The organism is Streptomyces sp. NPDC037401, assembly GCF_055602345.1.
The window spans coordinates 130,573-153,514 of the sequence record NZ_JBVJWO010000014.1 but is presented as its reverse complement, the minus strand read 5'-3'; the positions used below and the strand labels follow the sequence as shown (position 1 = coordinate 153,514).

Sequence of the window (22,942 nt, the reverse complement as noted above, 5' to 3'; positions counted from 1 at the left end):
GCAGTCGGCAAGACCGTATCGTCCGCGGTCATCCTCATCTGGGTCATCTCGCGAAGCCGCTCACGATGGAGATCAGGATGTAGACGATGATCATCAGAACGAAGAAGGACAGGTCGAGTGCCACGCCCCCGAGACGCAACGGCGGGATGAACCGCCGCAGAAGCTTGAGCGGTGGATCGGTGACAGTGTAGGTGGCCTCCAGAACGACCACCATCGCCTTGCCGGGTTCCCATGAACGTGCGAACTGGAAGACGTAGTCCATCACCAGTCGGAAGATCAGCACGATGAGGAAGCACATCAGCGCGATGTAGACCACCTGCAGTGCGACGCCCATCCCGCGCTTCCCTCTCCCCTTGCTTTCGCTGCCCGGCCGGGGTCGGCCGGGCGGTTCGTTCCCGGTGTCCCTTCCGGCTCTGGCCGGAAACCTGTCTAGCTCTGGTTGAAGAACCCGCCCTCTGCAATACGGGCCTTGTCCTCCGCCGTGACATCGACGTTAGCAGGAGACAGCAGGAACACCTTCTGAGTCACGCGTTCAATGCTGCCATGCAGACCGAAGACGAGACCGGCCGCAAAGTCGACAAGTCGCTTCGCATCGGTGTCGTCCATCTCCGTGAGATTCATGATCACCGGAGTGCCCTCACGGAAGTGTTCCCCGATGGTACGGGCCTCGTTGTAGGTCCGGGGGTGCAGTGTCGTGATGCGGTACGGCTCCCGCTCGGACACGACCTTGGGCATGATCACGGGGGCGTTCTTCTCCAGACTCGGTCGTTCAGGTGTGATGGATGCCACGGGGGCAATTCGCGCCGGACGTCCGTTTTCTACCGGCAGCGAGACAGGTTCGCGCTGCGCCGGCGGCTGTACGGCTCGTACCGGTTCGTCCTGTTGTGCGGGCTGATGCGGAGGCTGATGCCGCCGGCGGTCCCGTTCCGGTTCGGGCTCGGGCTCGAATTCGTCGTCGGGGTCGAACCCCGGGCCGTCGTACCCATCGTCCTCCACGAGGCCGAGGTAGACCGCCATCTTGCGCATCGCGCCGGCCATGCTCTGAGTCCTCCGCTCTGTGGTGGATCGCCCTACCGCCCATGTCACCGTGTCACCAAAGGTGCCAAGTGTCCGCGATCCACGTGGTCTGCCCGCCGATCAGTGGGATTGACCATATTTTCTGCTGTGGTCCGACTTGCTTGGCGACGTTACCCGAGCCGGGGTCGGTCTCCGAGTACCGCAGTACCGACGCGCACATGTGTCGCCCCGGCCGCCACGGCCTGTTCGAGGTCACCGCTCATCCCCGCCGAGACCATCGTGGCAGTCGGATGAGCGGAGCGCAGGCGGGATGACAATTCCACCAGCCGCCCGAAAGCCGCCTGTTCGCGTCCCGCGTACGGGCCCGAGAGCGGAGCGACGGTCATGAGTCCGTCGAGGCGCAGTCCCGGAGCATCCGTCACGAGCCCCGCCAGTTCGTCGATCTGGTCGGGGGCCGCCCCGCCCCGCGCACCCCGGGTGCCCGACTCGGCGTCGAGTGCCACCTGCAGGAGGCAGCCGAGCTCGCGCCCCGCCTTCTCCGCCGCGGCCGAGAGGGCCGAAACGAGCTTCGGGCGGTCGACGGACTGCACAACATGCGCATATCCGGCCACGGAACGGACCTTGTTCGTCTGCAACTGGCCGACGAAGTGCCAGGTCAGCGGCAGATCCGCGCAGGCTGCAGCCTTGGGGGCGGCGTCCTGGTCCTTGTTTTCCGCCACATGACGGACGCCCAGCTCCGCCAGCAGCCGTACGTCGCTCGCGGGGTAGGTCTTGGTGACGACGATGAGCGTCACCTCCTCCCGCTTGCGTCCCGCTGCCGCGCAGGCGGACGAGATACGTTCCTGCACCAGCGCCAGGTTCGCGGCGAGTTCCGACTTACGGTCCGTCATCTTGCTTCCAACCAGACATATCCGGCAAGCCGCCCGGTCACCCGGTCACGGCGGTACGAGAAGTGGTCGCGGGATTCGAGGGTGCAGACCGGGGACTTCTCCAGGTCCGTCACCCCCAGCGCGGCCAGCTGCGCGTGCACCCCGGCGACCACGTCGACCGCGGGGGTTCCCCAGCTGGTCTCGGACCGGGCCTGCGGAACCGCGTCGGCCACGGCGTCCCGCATCTCGGCGGGGACCTCGTAACAGCGGCCGCACACCGCGGGCCCGGTACGGGCGACGATGCGCGCCGGGTCCGCGCCGAGCGCGGTCATCGCCTCGACCGCCGCCGGAACCACGCCCGCCACCAGCCCGGGGCGTCCGGCGTGCGCGGCGCCGACGACCCCTGCGACCGGGTCGGCCAGCAGTACGGGGGTGCAGTCCGCGGTGAGGACGGCGAGGGCGAGGCCGCGGCGGGCGGTCACCACCGCGTCGACCACGGCGGGTTCGGCGTCCCCCCACGGTCCGTCGACCACGGCGACGTCCCGGCCGTGCACCTGGTTCATCCAGACCACCCGGCCCGGATCGATGCCCAGGGCCTGCGCCGCACGCGTCCGGTTGGCCAGGACGGCGGCCGGGTCGTCCCCGACCGCGCCGCCGAGGTTGAGCTCCTCGTACGGAACGGCGCTCACCCCGCCCCACCGGTCGGTGAAGGCGAAGTGCGCGCCGCTCACAGTGTGCTGCTCGCCTATCACTTCAAGAAGTCCGGGACATCCAGCTCTTCGGCGGGGCTGTCCTGGTACGGCCGGGCCGTCGGGACCTGCGGCGCCGGGGCCGCCGGGGCCGGGGCCTCGCTGACCGGGGCCGGCTCGACCGGGGCCGGGGGCTCCTCGCGCGCAGTGACCGAGCCGAGTCCGCCGAAGGCCGGGCGCGGGGGCTCGACGGCGCGGACCGGGGCCGGGGGCTCCTCGCGCTTGGTGGACGCGGCGCCGATCACGTTGTCCCGGCGGGCCGGCGGCTGTCCCCCGTCGAAGCCGGCCGCGATGACGGTGACCCGCACCTCGTCGCCCAGGGCGTCGTCGATGACGGCGCCGAAGATGATGTTCGCCTCGGGGTGGGCCGCCTCGCTGACCAGCTGCGCGGCCTCGTTGATCTCGAAGAGACCGAGGTCCGAGCCGCCGGAGATGGAGAGGAGGACACCGCGGGCGCCGTCGATGGACGCCTCGAGCAGCGGCGAGGAGATCGCCATCTCGGCCGCGGCCACCGCGCGGTCGTCGCCGCGGGCCGAGCCGATGCCCATGAGCGCCGATCCGGCCTCGGACATCACGGACTTGACGTCGGCGAAGTCGAGGTTGATCAGACCCGGGGTGGTGATGAGGTCGGTGATGCCCTGGACACCCGAGAGCAGCACCTGGTCGGCCGACTTGAACGCGTCGAGCACGGAGACCTGGCGGTCCGAGATCGACAGCAGCCGGTCGTTGGGGATGACGATGAGGGTGTCGACCTCTTCGCGGAGCTCGGCGATGCCGTCCTCCGCCTGGTTCGCGCGGCGACGGCCCTCGAAGGTGAACGGCCGGGTGACCACACCGATCGTCAGGGCGCCGAGCGAACGCGCGATGTTGGCGACGACGGGCGCGCCACCGGTTCCGGTGCCACCGCCCTCGCCGGCGGTGACGAAGACCATGTCGGCCCCCTTGAGGACCTCCTCGATCTCCTCACGGTGGTCCTCTGCCGCCTTGCGGCCGACTGCCGGGTTGGCGCCGGCGCCGAGGCCGCGGGTCAGTTCGCGGCCGACGTCGAGCTTGACGTCGGCGTCGCTCATCAACAGCGCCTGTGCGTCCGTGTTGATGGCGATGAACTCGACGCCCTTGAGACCGACCTCGATCATTCGGTTGATGGCATTGACACCACCGCCGCCGACACCGATGACCTTGATGACTGCGAGGTAGTTCTGCGGTGCTGCCACGTCGAAGGCCTCTCGCCTCGAGTTACGTGTCGCCGCCTCGCGGGCCTGCGTTGCGACGACTGATGCCGAAATTGGGGACGGCCCGACCAGCCATGACTGCCGACCCGAACCCTAACCCTGAAGTTTAGGGTTAACTGTGTGTCTGTTCCTTGGACTCTTCCGAACAGGACACTAAGTCGACAAGTGGCGCGCGTTCAACGAACACGCCGAACCTCCCGTTTTTCTTTTCACCCTATGTGATCACCCGTATCGGTGGCCAACCAGGGTGCGTCCCTGTTGGATCCGGCGTCAACTCCCGGACACCGCAGGGGCACTGGGGGCGCTCACGTCGAAGTGCGCGGCGCCCGGTGCGGCCTTCATCAGAGCGCTCAGTGCACGGCCCTTCGCCTCGCCCTGTTCGGCGCTCCCCCACACGACCGTACGGCCCTTGGTGAGCTCCAGAACCACGCTGTCGTACGACTTCACCCGCATCAGCCGGGTGTCCCGGGCGACCGGTTCCGGAAGCGAGTCCGCGATGCCCACGGCCTCGTGCAGCAGCCGCTGCCCGTCGAACCGGCGCAGGCTCGGTGACCGATCCGCGTCCAGCAGGAGTTCGGGTACGCCGGCGGGCGCCCGGGGCACCGTGGCGAATCGCACACCCGCAGCGTCCACTTCCACGAAGCCGGAGCCCTTCCGGATGACCAGAACCGGTTTCCGTTCCGTCACTTTCAGTCCGATTCCGTGCGGCCAGGCGCGCACCACGTCGACGGAATCGATCCGGGGCAGCGCGCCGCGCAGCCGGTTCTCGATCTCGCCTGTGTCCACGCCCGCCATCGGGGAGCCGAGCGGCACGGCCGCGGCCTCGCGCACCTGTCCGGTGGTCAGCACGTCGGTTCCCGTGATGCCGACCTTCTCGACGCGCAGCCAGGCGGACCCGTAGAGCACCCAGGCGCCGCCGCCCGTGAGGACGGCGGCGGCTGCGATTGCGGCGACGAAGAGCGGGACCCGGCGGGAGCGGGAACCCTGCGGCCGGCCGGCGCCCTTCGGCGGCTTCCGGGGCTTCGCCTTCTTCGGCTTGGGGGACTTCGGAGGCTTGGCTGCTGCCTTGGTTCCACCGCGTTGCGCGGTCGTCGGTCCGGCCACTCCTGTCGCCTCCTGCGTCCGTGCTTCCCGCGACCTCGGTGTCAGCGGGCTCTGTGTGCGGCGATCGCCTCGTACACCATGGCGACCAGCAGCTCGTCGGCGTCCCGGCGGCCGAACTCGGCGGCGGCGCGGGACATCTCGTACAGCCGGTGCGGATCGCTGAGCACCGGGACGATCTGGCTCTGGATCCACTCCGGGCTGAGTTCCGCGTCGTCGACGAGCAGGCCGCCGCCGGCCTTGACCACCGGCTGGGCGTTGAGCCGCTGTTCGCCGTTGCCGATCGGCAGCGGGACGTACGCGGCGGGCAGCCCGACGGCGGAGAGCTCGGCGACGGTCATCGCCCCGGCGCGGCACAGCATCATGTCGGCGGCGGCGTACGCGAGATCCATCCGGTCCACGTACGGTACCGGGACGTACGGCGGCATCCCGGGCATGTTGTCGACACGCGGCAGTTCGTTCTTGGGGCCGACGGCGTGCAGGATCTGGATCCCGGAGCGCTGGAGGGCCGGGGCGATCTGCTGGACGACCTCGTTGAGGCGCCGGGCGCCCTGCGAACCGCCGGAGACCAGCAGGGTCGGCAGGTTGGGGTCGAGGCCGAAGGCCGCGCGCGCCTCGGGCCGGGCGGCGGCCCGGTCCAGGGTGGCGATGCTGCGGCGCAGCGGGATGCCGATGTAGCGGGCGCCGCGCAGCTTGCTGTCGGGCGTGGAGACGGCGACGGCGGCCGCGTACCGGGAACCGATCTTGTTGGCCAGTCCGGGGCGGGCGTTGGCCTCGTGGACGATGATCGGCACGCCGAGCCGCTTGGCGGCGAGGTAGCCGGGCAGGGCCACGTAACCGCCGAAGCCGACCACGCAGTCGGCCTTGGTGCGCTGGAGGATCTCCTCGGCGGCCTTGATGGTGCCGCGCAGCCGTCCGGGGACGGTGATCAGCTCGGGGGTGGGCTTGCGCGGCAGCGGCACGGCGGGGATGAGCCCCAGCTCGTAGCCGCGTTCGGGCACGAGGCGGGTTTCGAGTCCGCGCTCCGTGCCGAGGGCCGTGATGCCCACGCTCGGGTCCTGCCTGCGCAGGGCGTCCGCGAGGGCGAGCGCCGGCTCGATGTGGCCGGCGGTCCCCCCACCGGCGAGTACGACATGCACCGAAATTCACCGCTCTCCGGACGGACGCTTCTTGACGCGCCGTCTCATCGACTTCCATCTCAGCCCGGCCCGCTTCCAGCCGACCCTCGGCTGCCGCATGGCGAGCGCCGCGCGCGCCGCCGGCTCCTCCCGCGCGAAGGCGATGAGCAGTCCGACCGCGAACATCGTCGGCAGCAGGGCCGACCCTCCGTAGGAGAACAGCGGGAGCGGGACTCCGGCGATCGGCAGCAGACCGAGCACCGCACCGATGTTGATCACGGCTTGCGCCGTGATCCAGGTGGTCACGCCTCCCGCGGCATACCTGACGAAGGGGTCCTCCGTGCGTCCGGCCACGCGGATACCCGCATAGCCTAGAGCCGCGAACAGGGCGAGGACCGACAGCGTCCCCGCGAGACCCAGTTCCTCCCCGGTGATGGCGAAGATGAAGTCGGTGTGGGCTTCGGGCAGTTGTCCCCATTTTTCCACACTCGCACCCAGTCCCGAACCGAACCAGCCGCCCGACGCCAGTGCGAAGATGCCGTGCACGGCCTGCCAGCAGTCGCCCTTGGGCCCGAGGTCGGTGGCGCCGATGCAGGCCAGCCGCTCCATCCGGTGCGGGCTGGTCTTGATCAGTACGGCGACGATGACGCCCGCGGCGGCCAGCACTACGGCGAACAGCCGGGTGGGTGCGCCCGCGACCCACAGCAGCCCGAAGAGGATCGCGGTGAGGATGATCGCGGTGCCCATGTCCCCGCCGAGCATGATGAGCCCGAGCAGCAGGAAGGCCACCGGGACCAGCGGGACCAGCAGGTGCTTCCACTGGCTCAGCAGCTGCTTGTCGCCCTTGCGGGCCAGCAGGTCGGCGCCCCACAGGATCATGGCGAGCTTGCCGAACTCGCTGGGCTGGAGCATGAACGGCCCGCCGAGGGAGATCCAGTTCTGGTTGCCGTTGATCGAGACCCCTATCCCGGGGACCTGGACCAGCACCATCAGGAAGACCGTTCCGGCGAGCGCCGGATAGGCCAGCGCCCGGTGGAGTTTGACCGGCATCCGGGAGGCGACCAGCAGCAGTCCGGTGCCGAGCAGCGCCGCGAGGAACTGCTTCTGGAAGAAGTACGAGGCGGACAGCCCGAGCTGGAGCGCCTTGATCATGGATGCGGAGTACACCATGATCAGGCCGAGTACGGTGATGAGCAGACCGCTGCCGAAAATCAGGTAATACGCGGTGAGCGGTCGGTCCCAGGTCCGCTTCAACTGCCGGTACGTACGCCGGAACCGGTCGATCGGGCCCCGCCCGGAGGGCCGCGGCCGCGAGGACCGCGAGGGCCGCAGGGGTCTGAGCGGCCGCTTGCGGCCCTGTGCCCCGGGTACGGACGGCCGCCGCCCTGCGCCCACCGCCACGCGCTGCATGTCTGTTCCCCTCCACTCGTACGAGCAGCCGGCCGGACAGACCCTGCCCCGGACCTAGGCGCTCTCCGCGGCCAGTTCGCGTACGGCGTCGGCGAACGCGTCACCGCGCTTGTTGTAGTTCGCGAACATGTCCATCGAGGCACAGGCGGGGGCCAGCAGGACCGTGTCGCCGGGCTCCGCGAGCCGCGCCGCTTCCCGGACCGCCGCAAGCATCGCCCCAGTGTCGGTCCGGTCGAGGTCGACCACCGGGACCTGCGGGGCGTGTCGCGCGAGCGCTTCGCGGATCAGCTCTCGGTCGGCTCCGATCAGGACGGCGCCGCGCAGCCGCTTCGCCGACCGGGCGACCAGCTCGTCGAAGGTCGCGCCCTTGGCGAGACCGCCGGCGATCCAGACGATCGGTTCGTACGCGGCCAGCGAGGCCTCGGCGGCGTGGGTGTTGGTGGCCTTGGAGTCGTCGATGTACGTGACCCCGCCGACCTCGGCGACGTGCGCGATGCGGTGCGCGTCGGGCCGGAAGTCGCGCAGCCCGTCGCGGACGGCGCGCGGCGGGACGCCGAAGGCGCGCGCGAGGGCGGCGGCCGCGAGGGCGTTGGCGATGTTGTGCGGGGCGGGTGGGTTGACGTCCGAGACCTCGGCGAGCTCCTGGGCGTTCTTCTGCCGGTTCTCGACGAAGGCGCGGTCGACGAGGATCCCGTCGACGACGCCGAGCATCGAGGGGCCGGGCGCGCCGAGGGTGAAGCCGATCGCGCGGCACCCCTCCTCGACGTCCGCCTCGACGACCAGGTCCTCGGTGGCCTTGTCGGCGACGTTGTAGACGCAGGCCACGGTGTTGCCCTCGTAGATCCGGCCCTTGTCGGCGGCGTACGCCTCCATGGAGCCGTGCCAGTCGAGGTGGTCGGGGGCGAGGTTCAGCACGGCCCCGGAGTGGGCCCGCAGGCTGGGCGCCCAGTGCAGCTGGTAGCTGGAGAGCTCGACGGCGAGGACGTCGAGGTCGCGGTACTCGGGGTCGGTGCCGAGGACCACGTCGACGATCGGCGTGCCGATGTTGCCGACGGCGGCGGTGCGCAGGCCCGCGGCGCGCAGGATCGACGCCAGCATCTGCGTGGTGGTCGTCTTGCCGTTGGTGCCGGTGATCGCGAGCCACGGCGGGGCGTCCTCGCCGCGCAGCCGCCAGGCGATCTCCACGTCGCCGACGACGTCCACCCCGGCGGCCGCCGCGGCCTCGAAGAGGGGGCTGGTCGGCTTCCAGCCGGGCGAGGTGACGACGAGCCCGGTGCCCTCGGGCAGGGTGTCCGCGTCGCCGAGGCGCACGGCGATCCCCTGCTCGGCCAGTTCGGCGGCGCGGGCGCGGTGCGCCTCGCTGTCGCCGCCGTCGACCACGGTCACGACGGCACCGAGGCCGGCCAGGGCGCGGGCGGCGCTGACGCCGCTCACCCCGAGGCCGGCGACGGTGATGTTCCTGCCGTGCCAGTCAGGCACCGGCTGCGCAGACTGCGACTGCCCGGAGGAGGTCACTTTTCGGCTGCCCATCCCGCGTAGAAGAGACCGAGACCGACGATCACGCACATGCCCTGGATGATCCAGAAGCGGACCACGACAAGGACCTCGGACCACCCCTTGAGTTCGAAGTGGTGCTGGAGCGGGGCCATCCGGAAGACGCGCTTGCCGGTCAGCTTGAAGGAGCCGACCTGGATGACGACCGACATGGTGATGAGGACGAACAGGCCGCCGAGCAGGGCGATCAGGAACTCCGTGCGGGAGCAGATCGCGAGGCCGGCGAGCGCGCCGCCGAGCGCGAGCGAACCGGTGTCGCCCATGAAGATCTTGGCGGGCGAGGTGTTCCACCACAGGAAGCCGAAGCAGGCGCCCATGAGGGCGGAGGCGACGACCGCGAGGTCCAGCGGGTCGCGCACCTCGAAGCAGGCGGCGGGGTTGGTCAGGGTCTGCGCGTTGGCGCAGGACTCCTGGTACTGCCAGACGCCGATGAACGTGTAGGCGCCGAAGACCATCACGGCGGCGCCGGTGGCCAGGCCGTCCAGACCGTCGGTCAGGTTCACGCCGTTGGACATCGCCAGGATCATGAACAGCGCCCAGATGACGAACAGCACCGGGCCGATGGACCAGCCGAAGTCCGTGACGAACGACAGCTTGGTGGAGGCCGGGGCCAGCCCGCGCGAGTCCTTGAACTGGAGCGCGAGCACGGCGAAGGCGATGCCCACGATCAGCTGGCCGGACATCTTGGCCTTGGCCCGCAGACCGAGGGACCGGCGCTTGACGATCTTGATGTAGTCGTCGAGGTAGCCGACCAGGCCCATGCCCGCCATCAGGAAGAGGACGAGGAGCCCGGAGAAGCTGGGCTCGGTGCCGGTGATGACCTTCGTCAGGGCGTACGCGATCAGCGTGGCCAGGATGAAGGAGATGCCGCCCATGGTGGGCGTGCCCTTCTTCCCGGCGTGGCCGCGGGGGCCGTCGTCGCGGATGAACTGGCCGTAGCCCTTGCGGGCCAGCAGCTTGATGAGCAGCGGGGTGCCGATGAGGGTCAGGAAGAGCCCGATGACTCCCGCGAACAGGATCTGCCTCATCGCCCGGTGACCTCGCCCTCGAGCAGCGCGAGCGCGACCCGCTCCAGACCGACCGACCTGGAAGCCTTCACCAGCACGACGTCTCCCGGGCGCAGTTCACTGCGCAACAGGTCGACCGCCGCCTGCGCGTCGGACACGAGCACCGACTCCTCACCCCACGAACCCTCGTTATATGCGCCCAGTTGCAGCCAGGAGGCTTCCCTGCCCCCGACTGCCACGAGCTTGCTCACGTTGAGCCGGACGGCGAGCCGTCCGACCGCGTCGTGCTCGGCGAGCGACTCGTCTCCGAGCTCGGCCATGGGACCGAGCACCGCCCACGTACGTCCCCCCTGCGCCCTGGTGGCGCCGCCCATGGCGACCAGCGCGCGCAGTGCGGCCCGCATGGACTCGGGGTTCGCGTTGTAGGCGTCGTTGACGACCGTCACGCCGTCCGCCCGCTCCGTGACCTCCATGCGCCAGCGGGAGAGCGTGCCCGCCTCGGAGAGCGCACGGGCGATCTCCTCTGCGGACATGCCCAGCACATGGGCGACGGCGGCCGCGGCGAGCGCGTTCGACACGTGGTGCTCACCGTACAGCCGCAAGGTCACCGAGCTGCACCCGGTGGGTGTGTGAAGCGTGAAGGAGGGCTGTCCCTGCGGTGTCAGGCGCACTTCCGCGGCCCGGACGTCGGCGTCGGCGGCTTCGCCGAACAGGACCGTACGGGCCTTCGTGCGCGCGCTCATGGCGCGGACCAGCGGGTCGTCGGCGTTGAGGACGGCGACTCCGCCCTCGGACCCGGCGGGCAGGGCCTCGACCAGTTCGCCCTTGGCCTGGGCGATCTGCTCGCGGCCGCCGAACTCGCCGATGTGCGCGGTGCCGACGTTGAGCACGAGGCCGATGCGCGGCGGGGTCAGGCCGGTCAGGTAGGCGATGTGGCCGATGCCGCGGGCGCCCATCTCCAGGACCAGGTGCCGCGTTTCGCCGGTGGCCTGGAGCGCGGTGAGCGGCAGGCCGATCTCGTTGTTGAGGGAGCCGGGCGTCCACACGGTGGGCGCGTGGTGCTGGAGCACCTGCGCGATCAGGTCCTTGGTGGAGGTCTTTCCGGCCGACCCGGTCAGGGCGACCACATCGGTGCCGAGCCGCTCCACGACGGCGCGTGCGAGGGCGCCGAGGGCCGCTTCGACGTCGGGGACGACCACGGCGGGCACCCCGACGGGCCGCGCGGCCAGCACGGCGGCGGCCCCGGCGGCGACCGCGCGCTCGGCGTAGTCGTGGCCGTCGACGTGCTCGCCGGCGAAGGCGGCGAACAGGCTGCCTGCCTCGACGCGGCGGGAGTCGATGACGACGGGGCCGGTGATCCGTACGGACGGATCCGGTATGTCGTGCGCAAGCCCGCCGGTGATGTCGGCGATCTCGGCGAGGGAGAGGGCGATCACTGTTTCACCTCGGCCTGTCGGGCGTGCTTCTGCTGCGCCTCGATGGCGGCGCGGAGCACCTTGCGGTCGTCGAAGGGCCGGACGACTCCGGCGGTGTCCTGGCCCTGCTCGTGGCCCTTGCCCGCCACGAGCACGGTGTCGCCGGGCCGGGCGCGGGCGATCGCGGCGGCGATGGCGCCGGCCCGGTCGGGGTCGACGAGCACGTCGCCGCGCTCGTCCGCGGGCACCGAGACGGCCCCTTCGAACATCGCGGCGAGGATCGCGAGCGGGTCCTCGGAGCGCGGGTTGTCGGAGGTGAGCACGGCGGTGTCGGCGAGCCGGGCGGCGGCCGCGCCCATCGGGGCGCGCTTGGTCTGGTCGCGGTCGCCGCCGCAGCCGATCACGATGTGCAGCCGGCCCTCGGTGACCTTGCGCAGGGCGCGCAGGACCGATTCGACGGCGTCCGTCTTGTGGGCGTAGTCCACGACGGCCAGGTACGGCTGGCCCGCGTCCACGCGCTCCAGGCGGCCGGGGACGCCGGGCACGGCGGCGACGCCGTCGGCGGCGGTCTGCGGGTCGAGGCCGGCGGCGGCCAGGGTGACGATGGCGGCGACGGTGTTGGCCACGTTGAACGGGCCGGGCAGCGGGGCGGTGGCGCGGATCCGCTCCCCGCCGGGGCCGACGAGGGTGAGCGTGGAGTCCACGGGCCCGGAGACGACGTCCTCGGCGCGCCAGTCGGCGGCCGGGTCCCCCTCGGCGGAGAACGTGACGACGGGGACGCCGGCCTCCTTGGCGAGGCGGCGGCCGTACTCGTCGTCGATGTTGACCACGCCGAGGCGGCTGCGGCGCTGGGTGAAGAGCTGCGCCTTGGCCTGGAAGTAGTCCTCCATGCCCGAGTGGAACTCCATGTGCTCCGGGCTCAGGTTGTTGAAGACCGCGACGTCGAAGACGCAGCCGTCGACCCGGCCGAGCACGAGGGCGTGGCTGGAGACCTCCATCGCGACCGACTCGACGCCGCGTTCGCGCATGACCGCGAAGAGCGCCTGGAGGTCGGTGGCTTCGGGGGTGGTGCGCTCGGACTTGATGCGCTCGTCGCCGATGCGCATCTCGACCGTGCCGACCAGTCCGGTGCTGCGGCCCGCTCCGCGCAGGCCGCCCTCCACCAGGTAGGCGGTGGTGGTCTTGCCGGACGTGCCGGTGATGCCGATCTGGAGCAGGTCCCGGCCGGGGTTGCCGTAGATCGCGGCGGCGAGCTCGCCCATCCGGCCGCGCGGGTCCTCTACGGCGAGGACCGGCAGTCCGGTGGCGGCGGCCCGCTCCGCACCCGCGGGATCCGTCAGGATCGCGGCGGCACCGAGGCCGGCGGCCTGCGCGGCGAAGTCCGCGCCGTGCAACCGGGCGCCGGGGAGGGCGGCGTAGACGTCGCCGGGGCGCACCGCACGGGAGTCGTGCGTGATGCCGGTGATCTCCGTGTCCGCGGCGCCGGGGGCACCGGAGGCGCCGGATCCCAGCAGCGCGGCCAGCTCACCCAGCGGGGTCGGGCGCAGCGTGGCGGGCCTGGGCGCTCCCGGCGGCGCTGCCGGGGCGTCTTCCTGGGTGGTTCGGGGCTGATCAGCGTGGGGCACGGCGGTGAGCGTACCGGGCGTACCGGGCCCGCCGGGAATTGAGGGGCCCGGGGCGCGGTGGTTCCCGGGGTCCTGGGTGATCGTCGTCACTGTGGTGCCTTACGGGGTGAAGGTGACCGGCAGACCGGCGGGCGCGGCTCCGGTGGGGGCGATCTGGAGGGTCTTGAGCGCGAACTCCATGACCTTCTTGTAGATGGGGCCGCAGATCTGGCCGCCGAAGTAGCTGCCCCGGGTGGGGTTCTGGATGGCGCAGTAGACCGTGATCCGCGGGTTGTCGGCGGGCGCGAATCCGGCGAAGGAGGCCGTGTAGCCCTTGTAGCGGCCGGTGGCCGGATCCACCCGGTTGGACGTTCCCGTCTTGCCGCCGACGCGGTAACCGGGGATGCGGGCCTTGGTGCCGGTGCCCTCCTGGTCGTCGACGACCGACTCGAGCATCTGCGCGAGCGTCTTGGCGGTCGCCTCGCTGACCACACGGGTCTTCTCGGGCTCGGGGGCGGGGGCGAACCGCCCGTCGGGGCCCCGGGAGCCGCGGACCAGGGTGGGCTCGATGCGCACGCCGCCGTTGGCGACGGTCGAGTAGACGGAGGCCGCCTGCATGGCGTTCAGGGAGAGTCCCTGGCCGAAAGGGATCGTGTACTGCTGCGAGGTGGACCACTCCCGGGGCTTGGCGAGGATGCCGCGGGACTCGCCGGGGTAGCCGAGGCCGGTGGGCTGCCCGAGGCCGAAGCGGGTCAGGTACGAGTACAGGACGTCGTTGGCGTCGGACTGGGTCTTGCCGAGCTGGCCGGTGGCCAGGATGGTGCCGATGTTGCTGGACTTGGCGAGGACGCCGTTGAGGGTCAGGTACCAGGTCGGGTGGTCGATGTCGTCCTTGAAGAGCCGGTCGCCGCGGTGCAGCCGGTTGGGGACGGTGACCCGGGTGAGCGGGCCGGCGGCCTTCTCCTCCAGTACGGCGGCCATGGAAATGACCTTGGCGGTGGAGCCGGGCTCGTACACGTCCTGGAGGGCGGCGTTGCCCATGGCGGCGGAGCGGGCCCGGCTGAGGTCGTTGGGGTCGAAGCCGGGGGCGTTGGCCATGGCGAGGATCTCGCCGGTACGGGTGTCCTGGACGATGACGTAGCCGCGGTCGGCGGCCGACGCGCGCACCTGCTCGGTGATGGCGTTCTGTGCGGCCCACTGGATGTCGCGGTCGATCGTCAGCTCGATGTCGTCGCCGGGCACGGCGGGCTTCTCGTGGGAGCCGGCGGTGGGCACGCGGCGTCCCCCGGCCTGGGCGTAGCGCAGCTCGCCGTCCTCGCCCGAGAGCTTCTCGTCGAGGGCGGACTCCAGGCCGCCGGCGCCCTTGCCCTCGGCGTTGACGTATCCGATTATCCCGGCGGCGAGGTTGCCGTTGGGGTAGATCCGCTTGCTGCTGGGCTCCTGGAAAACGCCGGCGAGCACGTTGGCGCCGGGGCCGTTGCTGCGCTTGTCGGCCTGCGCCTTGTCGGCGAAGGCCTTCCTGAGGTCCTTGATCTGGTTCCAGACCTGCGGGGTCTGCCGGCGGGCCAGGACGACGTACTTCGTGTTCGGCGTCTTGAGCAGGGCCGTGAGCTCCTTGGCGTCCTTGCCGAGGATGGGCGCGAGGAGCGCGGCCGCCTGCTCGGGGGCGTCGGGCGCCTTGCTCTCCTGCGCCGTGAACATCGTCGGGTCGGCGGTGATGTCGTACGCGTCGACGCTGGTGGCGAGGGCGATGCCGGTGCGGTCGGTGATCCGGCCGCGCTCGGCGGCCAGGGTGTACTTCGTGTACCGGTTCTTCTCCGCCTGGGCGGAGAACTCGGAGGCGTCGACAGCCTGGACCTGGAGCAGCCGCACCACGAAGGCCAGCATGACGAGGGTCAGACCGAGGCTGACCAGCCGGAGCCGGGGCCGCGGGCTGCCGAGGCGGATGGCGTGGCCGTTGCGGGCGGAGGGCCGGGGGCGGCGGGCGGAGGGCCGGGCCCCGGGCCGGGTCCGGTCCCCGCCGCGCGGTCGGCCGGGGCCGGGGACCACGCGGCGGCGCGGGGGTTCCTGGGGGCTCACGGCGCCTCCCCGGAGCGGGGCGGGGCGGGGGAAGCTCCCGCCGGGCGGGAGGGTTCCTGGGCGATCACAGCGTCACCTGCCGGGGGTCGGGGTGGGCTTCGCGTCGGGGTCGGATGTGCCGTCCGCGGGGGCCGGGAGCCCCTCGGCGGGTGCGAGGGGGACGGCAGGTCCATCGGCGGACCCGCCGGACCCGGCACCGCCGGGGTTCTCGGCGCTGCCGCGGCCCGCGGAGGTCTCGGATGCCCCCGCGGTGCCCGATGCGCCTGGAGTGCCCGTCGTTTCCGGGTTTCCGTACGGCCCGGAGACCCCCGCGGGCCCGGATCGCGCCGGGTACGCGTCGGCCGCGGAGCGCACCGCGGACTGCGCGGCCGGCTGCGGTACGGACTGCTGCGGCTGCGCGGCGGGCTGCGGGCCGGGGCGGGTGCCGCCCGGGGCCGCTGCGGGGGTGGGCGGGGGCGGGGCGGACGCCGTGCTGGGCACGCCGTTGACCTTGCCGTCGGGGCCGAGGAAGACCGGGCTGCCGCCGGGGACGAGGCCGAGCTCGCGGGCGCGGCGCTCCAGCGCGTCGGGCGCGGAGTAGGCGTCGACGTCCTTCTGGAGCGCCTGCTGCTCGTCGGTGAGCCCGGTGGTCTCCTTCTTCAGCCTGCTGAGGTGGAAGGAGCCTTGGTTGAGTGCGGAGTTCAGCAGCAGCAGCGTGATCAGTCCGCCGCCGAGCAGCACCACGACCAGCAGGACGAAGGGGGTCCGCGCGGCGCCGGCGGGCCCGGCGGGCCTGATCCGGAGCACTCCCCCGAGCCGTCCCGCGCGCCCGCCCGACGGCGCGGCCCCCTTGCTCACGCGGCCTCCCGGTGCTCCGGCCGTGCTCCGGTGGTCACAGTTCCTCCTCGCGGATGCGCTGGACCCCGCGCAGCCGGGCGGGGGCGGCGCGCCGGTTCTCGGCGACCTCCTCCTCCGTCGGCAGCTCGGCTCCGCGGGTCAGCAGCTTCAGCTTGGGCTGGTACTTCTCGGGCACGACCGGCAGGCCGGGCGGCGCGGTGCTGGTGGCACCCGCCGAGAAGACCTGCTTGACCAGCCGGTCCTCCAGCGAGTGGTACGACAGGACGGCGATGCGGCCGCCCACGGCGAGGGCCTGGACGGCGGCCGGGATGGCCCGCTCCAGCACGGTCAGCTCGCCGTTGACCTCGATCCGCAGGGCCTGGAAGGTGCGCTTGGCCGGGTTGCCGCCGGTGCGCTTGGCGGCCTGCGGCAGTGCGTCGCGGATCAGCTCGACGAGCCGGGCGCTGTTGGTGAAGGGCTCCTTCTCGCGCTCGCGCACGACGGCGGAGACGATCCGCTTGGCCTGCTTCTCCTCGCCGTACGCGCGCAGGATCCGGACCAGCTCGCCGGGCGGGTACGTGTTGAGCACCTCGGCCGCGCTGATGCCGGTCGTCTGGTCCATGCGCATGTCGAGCGGGGCGTCCTGGGCGTACGCGAAGCCTCGGTCGGCCTCGTCGAGCTGCATGGACGAGACGCCGAGGTCGAAGAGGATCCCCTGCACCCGGGGGACGCCCAGCCGGGCGAGGACGTCGGGGAGCTCGTCGTACACCGCGTGGACCAGCGTGGCCCGGTCGCCGAAGGGGGCGAGGCGTTCGCCGGAGAGCCGCAGGGCTTCCTTGTCGCGGTCGAGGGCGATCAGCCGCGCCTCGGGGAATCGGGTCAGCAGGGCCTCACTGTGGCCGCCGAGGCCCAGGGTGCAGTCGACGACGACGGCCCCGGGCCTCTCCAGCGCCGGGGCCAACATGTCCAGGCACCGCTGGAGCATCACCGGGACATGCCGAGTCTCGCTCATGCGCCCTCTCAGACAATGGCGCGACCTGCGATACGCGCCGCGCACGCGGGAAGTTTTCGGGGCCGGGCACACAGGGAATCAGGGCAGACGGGTCAAGCCCGTGGCGCCGGCCGGTTCGCGCCACTTTAGTCCACGGCCCCGTCCGGTCAACGAACCGGCCCGCGCGCCGTGCGGCCCTCTCGGGGCGAACCGGCAAAAGCCGCGGATCACCCGGACGGCCGCGTCCGCCCACTCCTGTGGGTTAGCTCACAACAAGCGATCACGGTGCGCTTTGTCCCAACCTCACACCTGCCGAGACCGCTCGTGAGCACTACCGTCGTACTCATGACCACTTCCGCTTCCCTGCCTGTCGAGCCCGCGTCCGCACTCGCGACCGGAACGGTCACCGACCGGCTCGTCGATGCCAACCGCCGCTACGCCGAGCAGTTCGCCGACCCGGGGATGGACGCCCGCCCCGTGCTGGGCGTCGCCGTCGTGGCCTGCATGGACGCCCGTCTCGACCTTCACGCCGCGCTCGGCCTGAAGCTGGGCGACTGCCACACCATCCGCAACGCCGGCGGTGTGGTCACGGACGACACGATCCGGTCGCTCACGATCAGCCAGCGCGCCCTGGGCACGCGGACCGTCGTCCTCATCCACCACACCGGCTGCGGCCTGGAGTCCCTCACCGAGGACTTCCGGCACGAGCTGGAGGACGAGGTCGGCCAGCGCCCCGCCTGGGCCGTGGAGGCCTTCCGCGACGTCGACCAGGACGTCCGGCAGTCCATGCAGCGCGTGCGCACCTCCCCCTTCCTGCTCCACAAGGACGACGTGCGAGGCTTCGTCTTCGACGTGACCACCGGACTCCTGCGGGAGATCGATCCCGCCTCTTGAGTGACATAAGGGCGTAACGCCGTCAAGAATGCGGTGTGGCGCCCGACCGGGAGACGAAGAAGACCCGGCCGGCGCGATGTGTTTTTGGGGTGGGCCGGTCATGCGCACAGGGCGTCGGCCCGGGAAAGGGCCGAGGAGGGCCGGGTGACGACCTATGACGATCGAGCGAGCCTCGCTGATCTGACCACCACAGCGGACCGGGTACGCCGGTCGGTGGAGAGCGTGATCGAGGGCAAGCCCGAGGTCGTTCGGCTCGCGCTGACCGTGCTGCTCGCCGAGGGACACCTGCTCATCGAGGATGTCCCCGGCGTCGGCAAGACGATGCTGGCCAAGACGCTGGCGAAGTCCATCGACTGCTCGGTGCAGCGGATCCAGTTCACGCCGGACCTGCTGCCTTCCGACATCACCGGCGTCAGCATCTACGACCAGCACCGCAGGGAGTTCGAGTTCAAGCCCGGCGCGATCTTCGCCCAGATCGTGATCGGCGACGAGATCAACCGCGCCTCGCCGAAGACCCAGTCCGCGCTGCTGGAGTCGATGGAGGAGCGGCAGGTCACCACCGACGGGCAGACGTACGAGCTCCCCAGCCCCTTCATGGTGGTCGCCACGCAGAACCCGGTGGAGATGGAGGGCACGTACCCGCTCCCCGAGGCGCAGCGCGACCGCTTCATGGCGCGGGTGTCGGTGGGCTACCCCAGCCCCGAGGCCGAGCTCCAGATGCTCGACGTGCACGGCAGGGTCTCCCCGCTGGACGACCTCCAGGCCGTCGCCCACGCCCACGACATCGTGAAGCTGATAGACGCGGTCCGCGAGGTGTACGTCGCCGAGCCCGTCCGGCGCTACGTCGTCGACCTGGTCTCCGCCACGCGCAGCCACCCGGACCTGCGGCTCGGCGCCTCGCCGCGCGCCACCCTGCACCTGCTGCGCGCGGTGAAGGCCTCGGCGGCGCTGGCCGGCCGCGACTACGTCCTGCCGGACGACGTGCAGGCGCTGGCCGCCCCGGTGCTCGCGCACCGGCTGCTGCCGAACGCGCAGGCGCAGCTGAACCGCCGTACCGCCGAGCAGGTCGTCGCCGAGATCCTCCAGCGCACCCCGGTCCCGACCGCGGCCGCGGGCGGCGGCGGCATCGGCGCCCCGGCCGGGCGCGGCGAGCGTGCGCCGGGCGTGCGGGGGTACTGATGGCTGCCGGGGTGCGCCCCGCGGCCGCGGGCCGTGACGCCGGGGAGCGCACGGGGCTGCGGGCTGCCCTGTCGGGGCTGACCACACGGGGCCGCTCCTTCCTGGCCGCGGGTGTCGCCGCGGCCGTGTGCGCCTACGTCCTGGGGCAGGGCGACCTGCTGCGGGTCGGCGTGCTGCTCGCCGTGCTGCCGCTGCTGTGCGCCGGCGCCCTGCACCGGACCCGGTACCGGGTGGCCGCCGGCCGGCGGCTGACCCCGCAGCGGGTGCCGGCCGGCGGCGAGGCGCGGGTGCAGCTGCGCCTGGACAACGTCTCCCGGCTGCCCACGGGCCTGCTGATGCTCCAGGACCGGGTGCCGTACGTCCTGGGGCCGCGGCCCCGGTTCGTGCTGGACCGGGTCGAGGCGGGCGGCAAGCGCGAGGTGTCGTACCGCGTGCGCTCCGACCTGCGCGGGCGCTATCCGCTGGGCCCGCTGCAGCTGCGGCTCTCGGACCCGTTCGGGATGGTCGAGCTGACGCGCTCCTTCACGGCGTACGACACCCTGACCGTGATCCCGCGGACCGAGCCGCTGCCGGCGGTGCGGATGACCGGCGAGGCGAGCGGGTACGGCGACGGGCGGCAGCGCTCGCTCGCGCTGGCCGGCGACGACGACGTGATCCCGCGCGGCTACCGCTACGGCGACGACCTGCGCCGGGTGCACTGGCGTTCCACGGCGCGGTACGGCGAGCTGATGGTGCGCCGCGAGGAGCAGCCGCAGCGGGCCCGTGCCACGGTGCTGCTGGACACCCGGAACGTCGCCTACCAGGGCGCGGGGCCGGACTCGGCCTTCGAGTGGGCCGTCTCCGCGGCCGCGTCGGCCCTGGTGCACCTGCTCGAACGGGGCTTCTCGGCCCGGCTGCTGACCGACACCGGCGACTCGGTGCCCGGCGAGGGCGGCGCCGGCGGGTTCACCGCGGGCGGCCAGGAGTCGGCCGAGGCGGCCGGGATGATGCTGGACACGCTGGCCGTGGTCGGGCACTCCGACGGCGCCGGGCTGTCGCGCGCGAACGACGCGCTGCGCGGGGGCAACGAGGGCCTGCTCATCGCCTTCTTCGGCGATCTCGACGAGCCCCAGGCCGAGCTGGCGGCGAAGATGCGGCAGCGCAGCGGCGCGGCCGTGGCCTTCGTCCTGGGCTCCGCGGCGTGGACCGCCGGGCCGGGCGGCGCACAGCGCGGGACGGCCGCGGTCGAGGACCGGCTGCGGCGGCTGCGGGAGACCGGGTGGACGGCCGTGGCCGTGACGCCGGGAATGCCGTTCGCCGAGCTCTGGCGCCAGGCCGGGGACGCCCCGGGCGGGCGCGGGTTCGGTCATGAGAACAAGTCGGGCGCCGCGGGCGCCCCGGGGGGTTGGGGATGAGCGGCCGGGCGAGACTGACCCTGTTCGCGCTGCTGGCCACGCTGCTGACCGCCTGTTCGCTGATCCCGCTGGTGCATCCGGACACCTGGCTGCTGCGGGCGGCGCTGCTGGCGGGCGTGCAGAGCGGGGTCGGCGCGCTGGCGCGGCGGGTGCCGCTGGCCCGCGTACTGACGGTGCTGGCCCAGCTGCTGGCCTCCGCCGTGCTGATCACGCTGTTCTACGCGGGGGAACGCGCCCTCGCCGGGGTGCTGCCGGGTCCCGGGGTCTTCCAGGAGCTGGCGGAGCTGTACCGGCAGGGCGTCGAGGACGTGAGCCACTACGCCACGCCCGCGCCGCTCACCGACGGGATCGGGCTGCTGCTCGTCTCCGGGGTGCTGCTGATCGGGCTGCTGGTGGACCTGCTGGCGGTGACCCTGCGGACCGCCGCGGCGGCCGGGCTGCCGCTGCTCGCGCTGTACTCGGTGGCCGCCGGGCTCACCGCGGGCGGCGCCGCCTGGGGCTTCTTCGTGCTGGCCGCGGCCGGGTACCTGCTGATGCTGCTCGCGGAGAGCCGGGACCGGGTCTCCCAGTGGGGCCGGGTGTTCGGCAGCGCCTCCCGGGGCCGCTCGAACGCCGGACTGACGGCGGGCGGCGCGCTGGCGCCCGCCCGCACCGGACGGCGGCTGGGGGCGGCGGCGCTCGGCATCGCGGTCTCCGTGCCGCTGCTGCTGCCCGCGCTGGACGGCGGGATGCTGGCCGGCACCGGGGAGGGCGAGGGCAACGGCCTCGGCGGCGGGACCATCTCGGCGGTCAACCCGCTGGTCTCGCTCCAGAGCAACCTGAACCAGCCGGAGAACCGCGAGGTGCTGCGCTACCGGACCGACAGCCGCCAGGTGTCGGGCCAGTACCTGCGGATCGTGGCGCTCGACTCCTTCGACGGCACGTCCTGGAAGACCTCCGAACGCAAGATCACGGACGTGCCGGAGCGGCTGCCGGCCCCGCCGGGGCTGAGCCCGGCGGTGAAGACCACCGAGGTCCGCACGAGCCTGTCCGCGGCCGGCTGGTACGGGCAGACGTACCTGCCGCTCCCCTATCCGGCGACGCAGGTGGAGATCGGCGGGCGCTGGCGCTTCGAGCCCGCCGGGCGGACGCTGGTCGGCGACCGCAAGCAGGACACCCGCGGGGCGCAGTACACCGTGCGCAGCCTCCAGGTGGAGCCGACGTCGAAGCAGCTGGCGGAGGCGCCGCCCGCGCCGGATCAGCTGAAGGCCGAGTACACGGCGCTGCCGGAGACCCTGCCGGACGTGGTGCGCAAGACGGCGCGCTCGGTGACCCGCAACGCGAAGTCGGACCATGCGCGGGCCGTCGCCCTCCAGGACTGGTTCGCGTCCTCGGGCGGCTTCCGGTACGACACGAGCGTCGCGTCGGGCACGGGTTCCGAGGCCATCGTCCGCTTCCTGGAGGACAAGCGGGGCTTCTGCGTCCACTTCTCCTTCTCGATGGCGGCGATGGCCCGCGAGCTCGGCATCCCGGCGCGGGTGGCGGTGGGCTTCACCCCGGGCACCGCGCAGTCGGACGGCACGATGTCCGTGGGGCTGCGGGACGCGCACGCGTGGCCCGAGCTGTACTTCGAGGGGGTGGGCTGGACGCGGTTCGAGCCCACGCCGACCCGGGGCAGCACCCCGGAGTACACGCAGCGCGAGGTCACGCCGGGCCGGACCACCGGTCCGGGCGCCACTCTGCCGACGGGCCAGGCGAGCGGTGCGGCTCCCGCGCCGTCCGCCTCGGCGGGCTGCACGGCGCAGATGCGGCGGCTCGGCGACTGCGGCCCGACCGCGGGCGCGGACGTCACCCCCGTGGACGACGGCACGCCGTGGTGGGTGCAGTCCCTCGTGGTGCTCGCCGTGGCGGCGCCGGTGGCGCTGCTGCTGTTGCTGCCGTTCCTGTGGCGGCTGGCCGTGCGCAGGCGGCGGCTGGCACCGGGTACGGGCCCGGAGGGCGACCCCGCCGGGCCCACCCTGGAGGCGGCCGGGTCCGGCGGCCCGCGGCCGCAGGCGGCGGGCGGCACGACCCGCCGGACCCTCGCGGTCTGGCAGGAGCTGACCGATGCCGCGTGGGACGTGGGCATCCTCCCGGACGACGCGCTGTCGCCGCGGATGGCGGCGGAGCGGATCGTACGGCTCGGCAAGCTGGAGGCGGAGCCCGCGGCGGCCGTGCACCGGGTGGCCGGAGCGGTGGAGAAGGTCCTCTACGCCCCGGTGGCGCCGCCGGTGACCGGTCTGCGTGCGGATGCGCTGTCGGCCCGCGCCGGCCTCCTGGCGGCCGTCGGCCGCTGGCCCCGTCTCCGCGCCCGCCTGGCCCCCCGCTCGGCGGTCCGCGTGCTGTGGTCCCTGTCCGAACGCCGCGCGGCCCTGCAGGCGGCCCTGTCGGCCCGCACCCGCGCGGTCCGGGTACGCCTCCCGCTCCGCGGCCGCGGCTGACGGCCGCGCGCGGCAGGCGTCCCCCGGCGGGCCCGGGTACGGCGTACCCGGGCC

General features: G+C 72.5%; 19 protein-coding genes. 4 read left to right on the top strand and 15 right to left on the bottom strand.

What is annotated here, in order from left to right; genetic code table 11:
• Positions 1–43: 43 nt before the first annotated feature.
• The 15 genes from ACZ7H1_RS17355 to rsmH all read right to left on the bottom strand — a co-directional run bounded on the left by ACZ7H1_RS17355 (position 44) and on the right by rsmH (position 16,983).
• Positions 44–334 carry a YggT family protein gene (locus ACZ7H1_RS17355; protein ID WP_226739480.1) on the bottom strand — a complete coding sequence of 97 codons (291 nt, stop codon included), beginning with the start codon at positions 332–334 and terminating at the stop codon, positions 44–46.
• Positions 335–429: 95 nt separating this feature from the next.
• Complete coding sequence (locus ACZ7H1_RS17350) at positions 430–1,038, bottom strand: cell division protein SepF (protein ID WP_470787516.1); 609 nt, start codon at positions 1,036–1,038, stop codon at positions 430–432.
• Between the two features lie 149 nt (positions 1,039–1,187).
• On the bottom strand, positions 1,188–1,907 hold the full coding sequence (locus ACZ7H1_RS17345) for a YggS family pyridoxal phosphate-dependent enzyme (protein WP_470787514.1): 720 nt from the start codon (positions 1,905–1,907) through the stop codon (positions 1,188–1,190).
• Positions 1,904–2,638 (bottom strand): peptidoglycan editing factor PgeF, encoded by a 735-nt coding sequence (gene pgeF, locus ACZ7H1_RS17340; RefSeq protein WP_470787512.1) that lies wholly within the window; start codon positions 2,636–2,638, stop codon positions 1,904–1,906. The genes ACZ7H1_RS17345 and pgeF overlap by 4 nt, the downstream gene beginning before the upstream one ends.
• Positions 2,635–3,849 carry a cell division protein FtsZ gene (gene ftsZ / locus ACZ7H1_RS17335; protein ID WP_470787511.1) on the bottom strand — a complete coding sequence of 405 codons (1,215 nt, stop codon included), beginning with the start codon at positions 3,847–3,849 and terminating at the stop codon, positions 2,635–2,637. The genes pgeF and ftsZ overlap by 4 nt, the downstream gene beginning before the upstream one ends.
• A gap of 288 nt (positions 3,850–4,137) precedes the next feature.
• Positions 4,138–4,971 (bottom strand): cell division protein FtsQ/DivIB, encoded by an 834-nt coding sequence (locus ACZ7H1_RS17330; RefSeq protein WP_470787510.1) that lies wholly within the window; start codon positions 4,969–4,971, stop codon positions 4,138–4,140.
• A 41-nt stretch (positions 4,972–5,012) separates the two neighbouring features.
• Positions 5,013–6,107: an undecaprenyldiphospho-muramoylpentapeptide beta-N-acetylglucosaminyltransferase gene (gene murG, locus ACZ7H1_RS17325; protein ID WP_470787509.1), complete on the bottom strand. Its 1,095-nt coding sequence runs from the start codon at positions 6,105–6,107 to the stop codon at positions 5,013–5,015.
• 6 nt (positions 6,108–6,113) lie between these two features.
• Positions 6,114–7,496 carry a putative lipid II flippase FtsW gene (ftsW, locus tag ACZ7H1_RS17320; protein WP_470787507.1) on the bottom strand — a complete coding sequence of 461 codons (1,383 nt, stop codon included), beginning with the start codon at positions 7,494–7,496 and terminating at the stop codon, positions 6,114–6,116.
• A gap of 54 nt (positions 7,497–7,550) precedes the next feature.
• Entirely contained in the window at positions 7,551–9,026 is a 1,476-nt protein-coding gene (murD, locus tag ACZ7H1_RS17315; protein ID WP_470787506.1) for a UDP-N-acetylmuramoyl-L-alanine--D-glutamate ligase, read from the bottom strand.
• Positions 9,008–10,078 carry a phospho-N-acetylmuramoyl-pentapeptide-transferase gene (gene mraY, locus ACZ7H1_RS17310; protein WP_470787505.1) on the bottom strand — a complete coding sequence of 357 codons (1,071 nt, stop codon included), beginning with the start codon at positions 10,076–10,078 and terminating at the stop codon, positions 9,008–9,010. Before mraY ends, murD begins: the two co-directional genes overlap by 19 nt.
• Positions 10,075–11,493: a UDP-N-acetylmuramoyl-tripeptide--D-alanyl-D-alanine ligase gene (locus ACZ7H1_RS17305; RefSeq protein WP_470787503.1), complete on the bottom strand. Its 1,419-nt coding sequence runs from the start codon at positions 11,491–11,493 to the stop codon at positions 10,075–10,077. Before ACZ7H1_RS17305 ends, mraY begins: the two co-directional genes overlap by 4 nt.
• On the bottom strand, positions 11,490–13,187 hold the full coding sequence (locus ACZ7H1_RS17300; protein WP_470787502.1) for a UDP-N-acetylmuramoyl-L-alanyl-D-glutamate--2,6-diaminopimelate ligase: 1,698 nt from the start codon (positions 13,185–13,187) through the stop codon (positions 11,490–11,492). The genes ACZ7H1_RS17305 and ACZ7H1_RS17300 overlap by 4 nt, the downstream gene beginning before the upstream one ends.
• A 9-nt stretch (positions 13,188–13,196) precedes the next feature.
• A complete protein-coding gene (locus ACZ7H1_RS17295; RefSeq protein ID WP_470787500.1) occupies positions 13,197–15,155 on the bottom strand; it encodes a peptidoglycan D,D-transpeptidase FtsI family protein in 1,959 nt (652 codons plus the stop codon).
• 72 nt (positions 15,156–15,227) lie between these two features.
• Positions 15,228–15,992 carry a cell division protein FtsL gene (gene ftsL, locus ACZ7H1_RS17290; protein WP_470787498.1) on the bottom strand — a complete coding sequence of 255 codons (765 nt, stop codon included), beginning with the start codon at positions 15,990–15,992 and terminating at the stop codon, positions 15,228–15,230.
• A gap of 34 nt (positions 15,993–16,026) precedes the next feature.
• A complete protein-coding gene (gene rsmH / locus ACZ7H1_RS17285) occupies positions 16,027–16,983 on the bottom strand; it encodes a 16S rRNA (cytosine(1402)-N(4))-methyltransferase RsmH (RefSeq protein ID WP_470787497.1) in 957 nt (318 codons plus the stop codon).
• A 324-nt stretch (positions 16,984–17,307) separates the two neighbouring features.
• Here rsmH and ACZ7H1_RS17280 point away from each other — a divergent pair, with 324 nt between their 5' ends.
• The 4 genes from ACZ7H1_RS17280 (at position 17,308) to ACZ7H1_RS17265 (ending at position 22,888) form a co-directional block, all read left to right on the top strand.
• Positions 17,308–17,856, top strand: coding sequence for a beta-class carbonic anhydrase (locus ACZ7H1_RS17280; RefSeq protein WP_470787495.1), 549 nt, complete (start codon positions 17,308–17,310; stop codon positions 17,854–17,856).
• A 144-nt stretch (positions 17,857–18,000) separates the two neighbouring features.
• Positions 18,001–19,035: an AAA family ATPase gene (locus ACZ7H1_RS17275; protein WP_470787494.1), complete on the top strand. Its 1,035-nt coding sequence runs from the start codon at positions 18,001–18,003 to the stop codon at positions 19,033–19,035.
• Positions 19,035–20,429, top strand: coding sequence for a DUF58 domain-containing protein (locus ACZ7H1_RS17270; RefSeq protein ID WP_470787493.1), 1,395 nt, complete (start codon positions 19,035–19,037; stop codon positions 20,427–20,429). Before ACZ7H1_RS17275 ends, ACZ7H1_RS17270 begins: the two co-directional genes overlap by 1 nt.
• Entirely contained in the window at positions 20,426–22,888 is a 2,463-nt protein-coding gene (locus ACZ7H1_RS17265; RefSeq protein ID WP_470787491.1) for a transglutaminase TgpA family protein, read from the top strand. The genes ACZ7H1_RS17270 and ACZ7H1_RS17265 overlap by 4 nt, the downstream gene beginning before the upstream one ends.
• The last annotated feature ends 54 nt before the right edge of the window (positions 22,889–22,942 follow it).